General features: G+C 70.4%; 13 protein-coding genes. 2 read left to right on the top strand and 11 right to left on the bottom strand.

The features are described 5' to 3' along the window. The first annotated feature begins 79 nt into the window (after positions 1 to 79). Positions 80 to 787, top strand: coding sequence for a GntR family transcriptional regulator (locus AB0N68_RS05800; protein ID WP_280565857.1), 708 nt, complete (start codon positions 80 to 82; stop codon positions 785 to 787). Between the two features lie 42 nt (positions 788 to 829). On the opposite strand, the gene argG is transcribed toward AB0N68_RS05800, so the two are convergent. After that, positions 830 to 2,275, bottom strand: a complete 1,446-nt coding sequence (gene argG / locus AB0N68_RS05795; protein ID WP_025105204.1) for an argininosuccinate synthase — start codon at positions 2,273 to 2,275, stop codon at positions 830 to 832. Between the two features lie 115 nt (positions 2,276 to 2,390). On the opposite strand from argG, the gene AB0N68_RS05790 reads away from it, so the two are divergent. After that, positions 2,391 to 3,098, top strand: a complete 708-nt coding sequence (locus tag AB0N68_RS05790; RefSeq protein WP_187662848.1) for a ZIP family metal transporter — start codon at positions 2,391 to 2,393, stop codon at positions 3,096 to 3,098. An 18-nt stretch (positions 3,099 to 3,116) separates the two neighbouring features. On the opposite strand, the gene AB0N68_RS05785 is transcribed toward AB0N68_RS05790, so the two are convergent. The 10 genes from AB0N68_RS05785 to AB0N68_RS05740 form a co-directional block, all read right to left on the bottom strand. After that, the gene (locus AB0N68_RS05785) at positions 3,117 to 3,524 is read right to left on the bottom strand and encodes a pyridoxamine 5'-phosphate oxidase family protein (RefSeq protein ID WP_187662849.1); all 408 of its coding nucleotides are present in this window, start codon (positions 3,522 to 3,524) and stop codon (positions 3,117 to 3,119) included. 87 nt (positions 3,525 to 3,611) lie between these two features. Beyond that, positions 3,612 to 4,310 carry a phosphotransferase family protein gene (locus AB0N68_RS05780; RefSeq protein WP_280565860.1) on the bottom strand — a complete coding sequence of 233 codons (699 nt, stop codon included), beginning with the start codon at positions 4,308 to 4,310 and terminating at the stop codon, positions 3,612 to 3,614. A gap of 24 nt (positions 4,311 to 4,334) precedes the next feature. Next, entirely contained in the window at positions 4,335 to 5,438 is a 1,104-nt protein-coding gene (locus AB0N68_RS05775; protein WP_280565861.1) for a DUF4064 domain-containing protein, read from the bottom strand. Next, on the bottom strand, positions 5,432 to 6,181 hold the full coding sequence (locus tag AB0N68_RS05770; protein WP_187664061.1) for a hypothetical protein: 750 nt from the start codon (positions 6,179 to 6,181) through the stop codon (positions 5,432 to 5,434). Before AB0N68_RS05770 ends, AB0N68_RS05775 begins: the two co-directional genes overlap by 7 nt. Positions 6,182 to 6,312: 131 nt before the next feature. After that, positions 6,313 to 9,852, bottom strand: a complete 3,540-nt coding sequence (locus tag AB0N68_RS05765; protein WP_280565862.1) for a PKD domain-containing protein — start codon at positions 9,850 to 9,852, stop codon at positions 6,313 to 6,315. 216 nt (positions 9,853 to 10,068) lie between these two features. Then, positions 10,069 to 11,121, bottom strand: coding sequence for a vWA domain-containing protein (locus tag AB0N68_RS05760; RefSeq protein WP_292797075.1), 1,053 nt, complete (start codon positions 11,119 to 11,121; stop codon positions 10,069 to 10,071). Beyond that, positions 11,118 to 12,104, bottom strand: coding sequence for a VWA domain-containing protein (locus tag AB0N68_RS05755; RefSeq protein ID WP_280565864.1), 987 nt, complete (start codon positions 12,102 to 12,104; stop codon positions 11,118 to 11,120). The genes AB0N68_RS05760 and AB0N68_RS05755 overlap by 4 nt, the downstream gene beginning before the upstream one ends. Further along, entirely contained in the window at positions 12,095 to 12,583 is a 489-nt protein-coding gene (locus AB0N68_RS05750; RefSeq protein WP_280565866.1) for a hypothetical protein, read from the bottom strand. The genes AB0N68_RS05755 and AB0N68_RS05750 overlap by 10 nt, the downstream gene beginning before the upstream one ends. Further along, positions 12,570 to 13,457 (bottom strand): DUF58 domain-containing protein, encoded by an 888-nt coding sequence (locus AB0N68_RS05745; protein ID WP_280565867.1) that lies wholly within the window; start codon positions 13,455 to 13,457, stop codon positions 12,570 to 12,572. The genes AB0N68_RS05750 and AB0N68_RS05745 overlap by 14 nt, the downstream gene beginning before the upstream one ends. 31 nt (positions 13,458 to 13,488) lie before the next feature. Next, on the bottom strand, positions 13,489 to 14,568 hold the full coding sequence (locus AB0N68_RS05740; RefSeq protein ID WP_280565869.1) for an AAA family ATPase: 1,080 nt from the start codon (positions 14,566 to 14,568) through the stop codon (positions 13,489 to 13,491). Between the last annotated feature and the right edge of the window lie 149 nt (positions 14,569 to 14,717).

The following is a 14,717-nucleotide window of genomic DNA, read 5'->3' as shown; positions in this document are numbered from 1 at the left end:
TTCGGCGCATTCTCAGTGGAGAGACCGGTCCGGACCGGGGCTCCGGCGGGATCGGTCCATGCAACGGCGGGGGGACGCCATGATCGAGAAGAAGGATGATGCACGCGCGGTGAGCGGGACATCGGCGGGAGGGGATCGGCACGGCGGCCTGCAGGGCAGGCTGACGGATGCGATCGTCTCGGGGGCGCTCGCGCCGGGCACGCGGGTGGACGAGCGGGGGCTCGCAGCCGCCCTCGGTGCCGCGCCGGCGGATGTCCTCCGTGCCCTGGACGGCCTCGCCGCTGTCGGACTCATCGCGGTGCGCCGCGACGGCACCCGGTGGGTGACCGCCTTCGACGGCGACCGCGCGCGCGACGTGGTGGCCCTGTTCGGCGACGTCTGGATCGGCTCCGTCCGACGCACGATGGCAGTGCTCCACGCGGACGACCTCGACTACCTGGACGAGCTCGTCGAGGACGTGGCACTGGCGGTGCGGTGGCGGGACGGCTCCGCGTTCGGCGACGGCCTGCGCGCTCTCGCGGTCGCCTTCGCGTGGATCGAGGGCAACGCGGAGCGGGCCGAGCTCGTCGGGAGCCTGGGGACGCTTCTCGCGTGCGTCGCCCGTCGCGCGGGGAGTGTCTTCGACTGGTCGGACGTGCGCGCCGCGGTCGTACGGATCGCCGTCGTGCTGCCGGGACGCGACGCGGCGGCGATGCGCACCGCCCTCATCGCGCTGTTCGACGACGTGCTGCCGGGGATCGTCGACCGCGCCGTGGCGCCGGCGCATCCGCTCGCCGCGGCGTCCTGATCACGGGGGCGGGTGCACGGTCGCCCGCGGCGCCCCGTGCTCTCAGTCGGTGCCGGAGTCGAAGGCCGCGCGCTCGGAGGCCGTGTCGACAGCGTCGGCGAGGTTCTCGTCAGCCTCCGAGATCGAGCCGTGCACGGACTCGGTGATCTCGGCGGACTCGCCGGCGGTCACGCGGCCGACGAGCTCGCCGGTCGCGCCGCCGACGAGGCCGAGGCCCGCGTACTGCTCCAGGCGCGCGCGGGAGTCGGCGATGTCGAGGTTGCGCATCGTGAGCTGGCCGATCCGGTCCACCGGCCCGAACGCGGCGTCGCCGACGCGCTCCATCGACAGCTTCTCCGGCCCGTACGACAGGTTCGGGGAGACCGTGTCGAGGATCGTCCAGTCGTCGCCGCGGCGCAGGCGGATCGTCACGGTGCCCGAGATCGTCGAGCCGACCCAGCGCTGGATGGACTCGCGGAGCATGAGCGACTGCGGCTCGAGCCAGCGTCCCTCGTACATGAGGCGACCGAGGCGCCGGCCCTGCTCGTGGTAGGTCGCGAGGGTGTCCTCGTTGAGGATGCCGTTGACGAGGCGCTCGTACGCGATGAAGAGCAGCGCCATGGCCGGGGCCTCGTAGATGCCGCGGGACTTCGCCTCGATGATGCGGTTCTCGATCTGGTCGCTCATGCCGAGGCCGTGGCGACCGCCGATCGCGTTCGCCTCCTGCACCAGGGCCACCGGGTCGCTGAACTCGACGCCGTTGATCGCGACCGGACGGCCGCCCTCGAACGTCACCGAGACGTCCTCTGTCTCGATGGCGACGGACGGGTCCCAGAACTTCACGCCCATGATCGGGTCGACGGTCTCCAGCGAGACGTCGAGGTGCTCGAGCGTCTTCGCCTCGTGGGTCGCGCCCCAGATGTTGGCGTCCGTCGAGTACGCCTTCTCGGCCGAGTCGCGGTACGGGAAGCCGTGCGCGACGAGCCACTCGCTCATCTCCTGGCGACCGCCGAGCTCGGTGACGAAGTCCGCGTCGAGCCAGGGCTTGTAGATGCGCAGGCGGGGGTTGGCGAGCAGGCCGTAGCGGTAGAAGCGCTCGATGTCGTTGCCCTTGTAGGTCGAGCCGTCGCCCCAGATGTCGACGCCGTCCTCGCGCATCGCACGCACGAGCAGCGTGCCGGTGACCGCGCGGCCGAGGGGAGTGGTGTTGAAGTAGGTCTTGCCGCCGGAGCGGATGTGGAAGGCGCCGCAGGAGAGCGCGACGAAGCCCTCTTCGACGAGCGCCGTCTTGCAGTCGATGAGACGAGAGGCCTCGGCGCCGTACTCCAGCGCGCGGCCGGGGATGGAGGCGATGTCGTCCTCGTCGTACTGGCCGAGGTCGCCCGTGTAGGTGAACGGCACGGCGCCCTTGTCGCGCATCCACGCGACGGCGACGGAGGTGTCGAGTCCTCCGGAGAAGGCGATGCCGACGCGCTCGCCGACGGGCAGGGACTGGAGGACCTTGGACATGGCTCCCAGTCTATCGGCGCGCGACCCACCCCCATTCGTGTGTTCCGGCCCCTTTCGGACGCACGCAGAGGGGTGGCTCGCGCAGAAAGGGGTGGGTCGGCGGGAAGATGGGCGCATGGGTGGAGCGATTCTGTGGGGAGCCGTCGCGGCGGCTCCGCTGTTCGTCGGCGCGGTGCTCGCGATGCTGCGCACGTGGCCGCCGCGGTGGCTGGGCATCGTGCTGGGCTTCGGCGCCGGAGCCCTGATGGCCTCCATCGCATTCGAGCTCTGGGAGGAGGGGCTCGACCGCGGTGGTCCGATCCCCCTCGTCACCGGCGTCGCGCTCGGAGCCCTCAGCTACTACATCGCCGCCCGCATCCTCGACGCCAGAGCCGCCAGGAAGAAGGGCGAGGCCGGGGGAGGCCAGCTCGCAGTGGGGGCGCTCCTCGACGGGATCCCGGAGCAGCTCGTGCTCGGCATCGGTCTCGCCTCGGGGGAGCCGGTGAGCATCGCGCTCGTCGTCGCCATCCTCGTCTCGAACCTCCCGGAGTCCATCGGCTCCGCCGCCGACCTGCTCGACGGCGGCATGCGGCGGAGCAGGGTGCTGCTGCTGTGGGCCGGGGTCGCCGTGGTGTGCGCGGCGGCCACCGTCGCCGGGTTCGCCCTGGCGAGCGTGACCGGCGAGGTCTTCCGCTCCGGGGCGAGCGGATTCGCCGCGGGCGCGCTGCTCGTCATGCTGGTGGATTCGATGGTCCCGGAGGCGCAGTCGAAGGCGAAGGAGTCCACGGGGCTGGCGACCGTCCTCGGATTCGCGCTCGCCGCGGGTCTCGCCTTCGCCTCCTGAACGGGACGGCGGGCGCGTTCAGACCCCGCTGGTGCGGGGGTCGCGGCGGACGCTGCGTCCGGTGATGCGCTCGATGCGGAACGACAGCGGGAGATCACGGTCGTCTCCGGCCCACGGGTGCACCCGCGCCGCCGCCCCGGCCGCCTGATCCTCCGGAACCGGCGACAGGACCCCGTGCATCAGCACACTCCACCCCAGGCCGCCGATCGGATCGTGGTAGTCGACCTCGAAGGAGACCGTGGCCGCCTCGCGGGACAGCGCCGCCAGGTGGCCGTCCGGTGAGGTGCGCAGGAGCAGCTCGTGCCCCGAGACGACGAAGTTCACCGGATGGATCTGCACCAGGCCGTCGTCGACGAATCCGATCCGGCCCACCGTGGTGGTCGCCAGCAACTCGTAGGACTGCTGCTCATCGAGTTCGTTGATCATGCGGACACTCCCTCCCCCTGTGCGGCCAGTGTAGCCACGCCGCTGCCGATCATCGAGGGGATGGACCGGGAATCACCGGGTGAGGTGTCAGGCCGACCACCTCTCCAGGTCCGCGGTGAGCGCGGCGAGGTACTCCGGAGGGCCGGCTTCCGCGAACCACAGCCACAACTCGGCGGCGTGCACGGGGTACCACGCACGGACGCGCGCGGGATCCGCACCGTACCCGTCGATGAGCGCCCGCTCCGAGCGCGGATCCTTCCGCGCGGCTCCCCACGCGGCTCGCGCCAGCTCCCGCAGCGGATCGCCGCGGTGTGCGGCCTCCCAGTCCACGATCCCGGAGATGCGTCCGTGCTGCGCGAGCAGGTTGCCGTCCGTCCAGTCGCCGTGACAGAAGACGCTTCCGGACGAGGGTGGGATGAGCAGGGGGAGGCGTGGCGCCTCGGCGGCGCGATACCGCTCGATGATGGCCGCGTCGTCCGGCGCGGGAAGCAGATCGTCCGGCGGGTCGAGCCGGTGCAGGGCGCGGAGCAGGGGTGCCGACGCCCGGAGATCCGCGATCCGGACGTCGGCGTCGGCGTCGTCGAGACGGCCACCGGGGAGTGCGGTCATGAGGATCACGCCCTGCCGCTCCTCGACCACCTCGGGCACCGGGAGCCCGGAGCCGACGAGCCCGCGAAGGGCCCGCACTTCGTTGAGGTGCCGCGCCGGATCGGAGAGGCGCTTCTCGACCAGCCGCCGCCCGCCGTGCGAGACGAGCCGCACCGTGCCGACCGCTCCCTGCCTCATCCCGTCATCCTCGCACCGGGCCGGTCACTCGAAGCCGGGGTAGTCCTGCAGCCGCTCCTCGAACTCCGCGCGGTCGTCCTCGCTCAGCACCTTGCCGGCGATCACGACGAGCTGGAGCCCCTCGATCGGTTCGCCGGTGCGCGCGCTCTGCGCCTCCCGCGAGCTGCGGAAGCCGCCGTCGGCATCGTTCGACAAATCGTAGATGTTCGCGTAGAAGCGCAGCGGGTCGGGGTAGTTCTCCGTGTAGTACTCCCACGTCGTCTGCGTGCGAGGGTCATCGCTGCCGTAGAGCTTGGCGATCATGGACGGGTCGATGCCGGAGTTCGTCGGATCGTTGAACGAGTACAGGTTCCACAGTCCGTGGGACGCCACGACCTCATCGATCGCCGCCATCACGTCGAGCTTGCGCGCGTAGCCCTGCACGGGCTGCTCGGTCGCCCAGGCCGCCGACGTGTACTCCGACAGCATCGACTCGCCGCCGTAGCCGTTCCGCTCCGGCCGGACATCCTCGTCGCCGACCTGGACCCACGTGAACCCGAAGTCCGCGGTGAGCCGTTCACGGATGTCGGTGAAGAGGGAATCAGCCTCCGCGCGCACCTCCTCCATGGACTGCTGGGTGAGCGCCTCCTGCGGGGAGGTACCCTTGATCCCGGGGTAGGCCTCCGCGTGCCGCTGTTCCGCGGTCTTCACGCCTTCGTAGTTCCCGGATGCCGAGGTGCGCAGAGCGCTGAGTGCCCCCACGGTCGCGACGTTGAACAGGACGGTGAGGACGAGCGCGATGACACCGAGCCGTCGTCCGCCGGGGGTGAAGAGCGCGGCCACGATCACTCCGAGCACCACGAGCTGCAGCGTGATCATCGTCACTCCGTACAGCAGGTCGGTGCCGCCGACCACGAGCGTGCCGAACAGGATCAGCGTGAAGAGGATCGCGGCGACCAGAGCGATCCAGCCGAGCGCAGTCGTGGAGGTCTTCTTCTCCCCCGTGGGCAGCTGTGGATCGACCGGTGGCGTGAGGTCGATCGGCTGCTGCCGCCGGGCACCGCGGTAGCCCCCGGGCGGCGGGACGGGCGGGGCGCCCTCGGTACCGCCGACGTAGCGGGCGCGCTGCCTCTCGTGATCACTCACCATGGCCTGTCCGTCCCGGTGCCGCCGGGGTCGTCCCCCTGTTGCTGGTCGCGCTCCTGCGTCCCCTGCTCGAGCTTGTCCTGGAGGTCCTGCAGCTTGTCCTCGGACGGCTGCGGTTCCTCCTGATCCTCTTGCGGCTCCTGCGGCTGCTGTTCCTGCTCCTGCTCCTGCTGCTTCTGCTTGAGGCGGTCCTCGGTGTTGTCCAGGGTGTCCGACATGTCGCGCTCGGGGTCGGGGGACTGCTGCTGCGCCTCGTCGCTGCGGCACTCCTCCGGGGTCTCGACCGTGACGGTCAGCGCCTCGCCGTAGAGGGCGGTCGCCCCGGCGCCGTCGCCGTCGGCCCTGGCGGCGTCGCCCATCCGCTCGATGACGAGAGCGAGGTTGATCCGGACCGGGCAGACCTCCAGGCCGGTCGCGAGGTCGAGGGAGCGCTCCAGCTCCGCACGGGAGGCGGGGAGCTCGTCGGCACCGGCCAGTGCGGTGCCGATGTTGTAGGGGGCCTTATACGGCTCGAACCAGTTCAGGACGTCCTGTCCACGCGCCGAGGCTTCGGAACCCGCGAAGTCGTCGACGACGTAGGCGGTGATGGCCTGGTGGGCGAACGCGTACATGCTCAGCAGTTTGCCCACGAAGAGCAGGGCGGCGAGGGTGAGCGGGATCGTCCCGATCGCGACCCACCGGCGGATGAGCCGGCGACGGCGGTTCGAGCGGAGGAGGGCTGCGGCGGGGTCGTCCTGCGCAGGCATCACGACCCACCTCCTCCCCTGTCGTCGGCGTCTGAACATCCTATCCGCGACGATCAGGCGCGACGGATACGGCGATGCGACGGACGCCGACCCCGGCTGATCGAGGTCGGCGTCCGTCGCGTGCGGTCCGATTACTCCGCTGCCCTGACGCGGAACGTGTCGAAGGACACGCCGAGCGGCGCGGTCGCGCTCGCGGAGCGGCTGCCGCTCAGGCCCACACCACCCGCCGGCAGCGGGGTGGGGTCGCTCGCCCGCAGCTGCCAATCGGCGGGCTCCGCGGCGTCTGTGACCCAGAGCTTCGCGACGAGCGACGTCTTGTCCGTTCCGGTCACGGACGCCTTCAGTGTGTACGTGGTGCCAGGGGTGACCGTGACGCCGTTCAGTGCCCGGGTCGCGAGGACGGTGCCGTCGCGGTGCGCCACGAGCCAGACCGTGCCGTCAGGGCGAAGCCAGGCGCGGACGAGATACCGACCAGCGGACGAGTCGCGGGCGATGACCCCGATGTAGGAGCCTCCTGTGCTCGACGGCTGATCGATGCGGAAGGTCGTCTCCAATGCCGGATCCGGAACCGACGGCGCGTTCAGCGTCCCGTGGCGGGTATCGCCCGCGGCCAGCTTCAGCACGCCGGAGCCGTCGGCGACGCCGGCTGCGGCGGCCGATCCTCCCGTGATCTTCCAGGCGCCGCCCGTGAGGGCTTCGCCCCACCCGGGGCCGGCGGTCCGGTCGAACTCGTCGCTCGCGAGCGGCGCGGGCTCCGCCACCACGGCCTCCCGCGTGGTGGTCGCCGTGCCCCCGACGTCGTCCGTCACCGTGAGGGTGACCGTCCGCGTCCCGGCCGTCGGGTACGTGTGCGTCGCCGTCGCGCCTTCACCCGTCGTGCCGTCACCCCAGTCCCAGCGGTAGCTGCGGATGCTGCCGTCGGCATCGGTCGATGCCGACGCGTCCGCCGACACCGTCAACCCCGAGGCGGAGAGGGTGAACGAGGCCGTGGGCGGCGTGTCGGCGCCCTGGACGACGACCGATTTCGTGACCGAGCCCACGAGATTCTGGCTGTCGGTGACCCTGAGCTTGACCGCGTACGTGCCGGGCTTCGCGTAGGCATGCGACGGCGTCTTGCCCGTACCGGTCGTACCGTCCCCGAAGTCCCAGCGATAGTCCGAGATCGTGGTCGTCCCCGGCGGCACGGAGGTGCTCGCGTCGAAGGCCGCGGTGAGGCCGCTTGCCGTGGCCGTATAAGCGGCGACGGGGGCTGTGGAGCCATTCCCCACGCTGTAGTGGGTCTTGATCTGTCCCGCGGTCAGGCCATACGGGTAGACCGCGAACTCATCGACAGTGCCGACGAGGTGGGCATCGCCGGCAAGGTTGACAGGGGCGGCAAGAGTCTTGGTCGGCTCATTTGCCCAACCCTTCAGCCTGCCACCGCCAATCTTCCAGAACCCGTTGAAGTCCTGCGCTGTGGTGACGTTAGGGAGCTGGCCGTCGAGCTTTCCGTCGATGAAGAGCTTCATTCCCTCGGGGCTCACCGACGCGACGACATGATGCCAGCGGTTGTCGTTGTATGCCGTCGCGGTCGTGAGCACTTTGGTGCCGTCGTTGTATACCCCGAAGTTCAGGCGGCCGTTGTCTGACATGTAGACGGTTCGGTCGTAGTTCTTCGAGAAGAAGCCAGCGGCCGAACTCTCGAAGTCGAACAACACGCCGCCCGCGGTCGTCGAGGTCTGGAACCACATCTCGGCCGAGAACGATGACGGCGCCGCGGCCTTCGTGGTCGTGTCGACTCGTCCGGTCTCTGTCCCGTCGAGGGCTGTCGCCCCGGCCACGCCCTTCGGCACGCCTGATGACCGAGGCGTCGCTCCTGAGCGGATGAGCGGGCTGTTCGTACCTGCCACGTCCTGCGCGACGGTTCCCAACGGGTAGTACAACTGGGGGCCGTCAGCGAGCACGGCGTTGGAGTACGCAGGTGTGGACGCGGCCGCCGTGGCGGTCGTCGTCTTGCTCGAAACCGTGTGGCCGTCGCTGTCCGTGGCCGTGAAGGTGTACTGCTGCTGTGCGCCGACCGGAGCCGTCGTGTCCTCGAAGCTGACTGCGGGCAGGTTCCACCACGTGGAGTCCACCTTCGTGGTGAACAAAGGGGTGGTCGAGTCGGCGCGGCGCAACTCGTATGTGAGCGTGAGATCGTCACGGTCCCAGTTGGCGGGAATGGTGACCTTCACGCGCCCGGGGGTGAGCGAAGTCGCGGTCGGCACCCACTTGTCGCCGGAGAGGCGGGGGCCGTCCTTCGGGCCCTCTGGAGGGGTGGTCGAGAAGCGGACGAGTCCTTCGAACCGTCCGTTGTTGACGGAGCGGAACTCGCCGCCGATGGAGATCATGGTGCCGGTGCCGGTGATCGACAACCCGGCCTGACCGAGTCCTGTGGTGGTCCCGACCGCCCAATCGGGTGACCACGCGTACGGCGACGGGGCGGGCGTGCCGCCCCAGTCCTTGCGACCGGGCGCGGTCGGCGCGGATGCCAGCGTTCCGCGAGCATCCGCCGTGTATGCCTCGGAATAGCGGTGTACGCGCGGAGCCTGCTCCGGGTGGAGTCCCAGAGTTTCGCATGAATGCGTGTGACTGGTGGTGTAGACGACCTTGCCGGTCGAGTACACGCCGTAGTGGTCGCCGAGGCAATCCGCGATCCAGCGCACCTTGCCTGTGCCGGCCTCGGCGGCGAAGGTGCCTTCGAGGCTGCCGGTCGCGGCGTCGGCGAAGCCCCAGCCGGTGCCGTAGACACCCGTCGCGTCGGTGGCGAGACCGAACGTCCCGGCCTTGCCGGCGTAGATGCCGGATCCGGCGCCGTTCTTGACGGTCTTGGCCAGCCCCCAGTCCGTGTTCAGTGCTCCGGTGGTCTTGTCCACGGAGGCGCTGCCGCGCATCTCGGTGTTGCCGTTGACCTGGGAGAAGCGTCCGCCGACGATCGTGTCCGCGCCGGCCGGGTCCATGACCATGGCATCGACCTGGAGGTCGGTCTGCGGAGCCCACGGTCGGAGGGCACCGTTGGTGGTGTCGAAGGCGGCCAGGTTCTTCCGCGGCGTGCCGTTGGCCTGGGTGAAGAGGCCGCCGGCGTAGACGGTCGTCCCCGACGTCGCCAGCGCGTAGACGCCGGATCCGCCGATGGAAGGCACGAATCCGGGGACGAGCTCGCCGCTCTTGGCGTCGATCGCGGCGATGTTCCAGCGGTCCTTGCCGTTGACCTTGTTGAACGAGCCGCCGATGTAGATCCGGGTGCCGTCGGGCGAGGCGGCGACGGCCTTGATCACGCCGTTGACCTTCGGCGCGAACGGCAGGAGCGCGCCCGTGTCGATGTTGTAGGCGAGCACGTTGGAGCGCGCCGTCAGCGCCGTCCCCGGAGCGGCCTTCGGCTCGCGCGCGTTGTCGAACTTGCCGACCGCGTACACGATCGAGCCGATCGTCGTCTGCGCCCAGACATACCCGTTGTCGATCTGCACGGTCGGGATCGGATCGGACGTGACCACGTTCTGATCCCGCTGCAACAGCGGAGGCAGGCCGCCCGGGGCTTCGGCGGCCATGGCAGCACCCCCACCGAGGGCGACCAGCCCCGCGGCGACCATCACCCCCGCGAGCGCTCCGGCCACGCCCGTGCGCGCGCGCTTCCAGACAGCACTGTTCCCCATGTGTGTTCCCCAGTCTTCTGATGGCCGACCCCACGTCGGCACGACATCGCCGGACGACCGGCCGCGAGAGCTTCCCCCAGAGATGCTCGTATCGCAGTCGTCCGCCTCGGCGAACCCCCGTCGAAGGCATAAGAGCCTGCGACAGGTAACACAATACCATCGAAAGGCACGGCACACACGCCGTATCTGCAGGGAAGCCCGGGGCCTCGGGCGCCGTCAGGGGGTGTGGGGTGGAACCGACCGTCCGGCGCGAGGGACGCGGAGGCCGCGCAGCCGGGCGACCAGGATCGTCGCGCGGGTGAGCTCCACCGCGAGCGCGGCGAGGATGACCAGTGCGGCGACCCAGTACAGCTCGATCACGTTCCCCACCTCGCCGGCGTCGGCATAGGCGGTGGTACTCGACGGTGCGGCGGGGAGCGACGGGGCGACGCCCGCCTCCCGGTGCTCGTACTCGACGCCGAGCTGTCCGGCGATCGTCTCGAGGTTCCCCTCGTCGATGACGGAGAGTGCATCGGCACCCTGGTACTGGATGTACTCGGAGCCGTTCTGATCGAGGCCGCCCGTCGTCACGCGCATCGGACCGCCCTCGGCCGTCCCGTACCCGAAGACGGCTCCGGCGTCGATGTAGCGTGCGCTGTCGGCGAAGGACTCCGGCGCGGAACCCGTCGTCTGCTCGCCGTCGCCGAAGTAGAAGACCATGCGCGAACGGTCCGGCGACGACTCCGCCGCGGCGGCGAGGGTCTCGCTCAACAGCGGTGCGGCCACGCCGATCGAGCTGCCGCGCGACTGGCTCGTGACCTCGGGGCGCAGCACGTCCAGCGACCCGAGGAGGGCGGTGGTGTCGGTGGTCAGCGGAATCCGCAGCTCGGCCGCCGCATCCGAGGTGACCAGGGCGAAACGGGCTCCGGGGTACTCCTCCACGAGGGCCCGCACGTCCGCGCGGACGCCATCGAGCCGGGGAGAGCCGTCGTCCCAGTCCTCGGCGACGATGCTCGCGGTGGTGTCAACGACCAGCACGATGTCGGTGTCGGTCGCCAGCGTCTGCGTGGATCCTCCGGGGAGCCCCGGCCGCAGCAGCATCACGGCGCAGGCGAGGACCATCACGAGCCGCAGGGCCCACAGCGACCGGTGCACGGCGAGAGCGCGTCGATCGGTCACGACCTCGCCGCCGACCCGCGGGGCGCGGACGAGCATCCAGACGCCCACCGCGGCGACGCCGGCGCACAGCAGCAGGATGAGGAACACGGGGAGGACGGGCTGGAAGATCACAGGCGCACCCTCCACACCAGGACGACGAAGCCGAGCGCGAGGACCGAGAGAACGGCGATCCACAGGTTCGGGGTGTCCGTCCAGACCACCTGCGCCTCGCCGCGCAGCGCCGTGGCCTCCTGCTTCTGCACCTCGTCGATGATGTCGCCGACCGTGGTCGTGTCACGGAGTCCGTACGCGGCGCCTCCCGTGGCCTCGGCGGCGGCCGCGAGCTCGGCGCTGACGTCGGCGTCCTTGCCCTCGACCGGGTTGATCGCGAACACCCGCACGTCCTGGGAGGCCGCATACGCCGCGGCCTCGTCGAGCGTCACGATCGAGGCGCCGTTGATCTCGTTGTCCGTCGCGAAGATCACGGACCGCGACCGGTCGTCGTCCGGGTGGTCGAAGCCCATGGTGCACGCCGCGAGCCCGTCGCCGATGAGGGAGGCGCCGTCGCCGTTGAGGGTGCCGAGCCAGTGCTCCGGGATCTCGTCCACGTAGTCGAAGCTCGACATCATGCTCGCGAGGTGCTCGCGGATGAAGTCGTAGTCGTCGGTGAGGGGGAAGATCTGCACGGGCGAGCTGTTGAAGATCGTCAGGCCGATGCGCTCCCCCTCGAAGCCGTCGAGCAGCTCGTCGAACACGGAGAGCACCTCGACGTCGACCTCGGACATCGAGCCCGACACGTCCAGACACAGCATGATGTCTCGGCTGGTGTCGACGGGCTGCACCGTCTGGGCGGACATCGGCCGTGCGGCCACGACGCCGGCGGCCAGTGCCGCTCCCGCGCCGAGAGCGAGCAGGCCGGTCAGGGCGACGGCGCGACGGGACAGCGCCTGACGGAAGGACGGGAGCGCCCGCAGCCGCTCCGCCCTGGCCACGCGGGCCGTGTCCGCCGCACGCCGGTCCCGATGGCGGCGCAGCCCCACCACGAGACCGATCACCACCGCGGCGACGACGACAGCGGCGGCGAGGACCAGCATCCAGACGTTCGCTAGTGCCATGCGCGCACCACCGTCCTGGCGGCTTCGGCTCCGGCGACCGGGTCGATCGCGGGCCCCTGCCGGAAGATGCTCGGATAGTAGTGACGACCCATCGCGTCGATGAGCGCCGGGTGGACGCCGCGGGACACGAGGTCGTCGAGGGCGAGCACCGGTGCCTCCAGACCGCTGTACTCGTTGACGAACGTGCGTACGACGCGGCTCAGCTCCAGGTTCGCCTGCCGTGCGGAGAGTCGGCGGTCCCGGTAGTCGTGCTCGACGCGGTCGATGCGGTCGAGGTACTCCGAGCGCAGAGCGGACAGCACATCGAGCGTGGACGGCTGCCCGGCATCCGCGGACCCTCCGGAGGCGGCGGTGCGGGGGCGGGTGAGCCGGAACAGCAGCCAGGCGCCCACGATCAGCAGCGCCAGGACGCCGAGAGCGAGCAGCATCCATCCCCACCCGTACTGCGCCGGGGGGTAGAGCTCGTCAGAACCGGGCATCGGACCTCCGGTTCAACAGGTGCAGCAGCTGCGGAACGGCGTGGTCCTGACCGTCGAGCGCGGCGTGGCTGATCTCCATCCGTGTGAGCAGGTCGGCGAGCCGGGCGGCATCCGCCGCCCGCTGCGCGCTGAGCTCGTTCACGATCGTGCGGTCGCCCTGGATGAAATCGGGAACCTGCCAGAGGCTGTCGACGTCGGCGCGCAGCCGCGCGGACCGGTGATCGAGCACCGGTTCGGCGTCGCGCAGGGTGATCCAGAGCACGTCGTGCTGCACGCGCAGTCGGCGCAGCAGCCGCTCGGTCTCCGTCGTCACCGGGGCCTCGTCGGTGACGACGACGACGATCATGCGCCGCGCGATCGTCCGCGTGACGAAGGAGAGCAGGGCGTCGCGATCGCTGGGGGCGGCCGCGTCGTCGACCGCGCGGTCGATCGTCCGCAGCGCGTGTTCCAGGGCGCCTTCGCTGCGCCCCGGCGCCAGGCGACGGACGCGGGAGGAATCGCCGTAGACGACGGTGAAGTCGTCGCCGTGCCGGAGCGTCAGCACGCCGAGCGCTCCGGTCGCCAGGATCGCCAGGTCCTTCTTCGAGCGCTCGTCCGCGGCGAGAGCGGTCATGGAGCGCCCCGTGTCGACGACGAACATCACGGTGTGCATGCGCGTGGCCCGTGACCGCTTGACCAACGGCGTGCCGAGGCGGGCGGTCGCGCGCCAGTCGATGTCACGCACCTGATCGCCGTACTCGTACTTGCGCAGGTCCTCGAAGTCGAGGCTCCGCCCGTGCAGCAGCGACGCATAGGCGCCGTCGAGCGCGTGCAGCGACTTGCGGTTCGAGTGGATGAAGAGCTTGCTCTTCACCTGCGTGATGAGGCTGGGCATCTGGCGCGGGGTCCCTGAACGTGTCGACGGGTCAGGGCGTGGGCACGGCGGCGAAGATCTGGTCGATGATCTCCTCGCTGCGGATGCCCTCGGCGTCGGCCTCGAACGTCAGCAGTACGCGGTGGCGCAGCACGAGGTGGCGCAGGGCGCGGATGTCCTCGGGAAGGACGTGGGTCCGGCCGCTGAGGAGGGCGAGGGCGCGGGAGGCCTGGAGGAACGCGATGCTCGCCCGCGGGCTCGCGCCGTACTTGATGAAGCGCGCACGCTCCTCCCCGATGTACGGCGCGGGATTCCGGGTCACGTACGCGATCGACACGATGTAGTTGCGGATCGCGGGGTCGACGTAGACGCGGCTCGCGACGTCCTGCAGCAGGTGCACGTCGTCCAGCGTGACGGCGCTGTGCACGTGCCGGTCGGGGTCGAGCACGCCCGAGTCGATGCGGCTGAGGATCTCGAACTCCTCCGCCGGGCTCGGGTACTCCACGATCTCCTTGAGGAGGAACCGGTCCATCTGCGCTTCGGGCAGCTCGTACGTGCCCTCCTGCTCGATGGGGTTCTGCGTCGCGATCACGAGGAACGGCTTCGGCAGCGGGTGGATCTCGCCGCCGATGGTGGTCTGGTGCTCCTGCATCGCCTCGAGCATGGCGCTCTGGGTCTTGGCGCTGGAGCGGTTGATCTCGTCGAGCAGCACGAAGTTCGCGTGCACGGGGCCGAGCACCGTCCGGAAGCTGCCCGTTGCGGCGTCGTAGATCTGGTTGCCCGTGATGTCGCTCGGCAGGAGGTCGGGCGTGCACTGGATGCGCTTGAACTTCGCCTTCACGGTGTCGGCGAGCGTGCTGGCGGCAGTGGTCTTGGCGAGGCCGGGCACGCTCTCGAGGAGGATGTGCCCGCCGGCGATGAGCGCCACGAGCAGGCTGGTGCGCAGGCGCTCCTGGCCCACCATCTTCGCGGAGTACGCGTCGGAGATCGTCTGCAGCACGGAACCGGCGCGCGCCATCTCGGCGTCGGTCGGAGCGGCGGCGGGGGCCGCGGCGGCGATCGGCGCGGCGGACGCGGGCGGTGGCGGGGGTGCGGAGATCGTCGGCGGGGTCGGCGCGTCGGCGTCGGTCATCGGTCTTCGTCTCCCTCGGTCACACGCGGGCCCGCACGGCGCGCCCCTCCGCCGACCAGCGTAATCGCAACCTGCGCGGAGGTCGCCGCTTAGCGGCCGGATGAGTCTGCTCCAACGCCTCCATTGACATGCAACGTTTTACCCGCTGA

The organism is Microbacterium meiriae, from assembly GCF_040685015.1.
GTDB classification, from domain to species: domain Bacteria; phylum Actinomycetota; class Actinomycetes; order Actinomycetales; family Microbacteriaceae; genus Microbacterium; species Microbacterium meiriae.
This window is presented reverse-complemented; position numbering and strand designations above follow the sequence as displayed.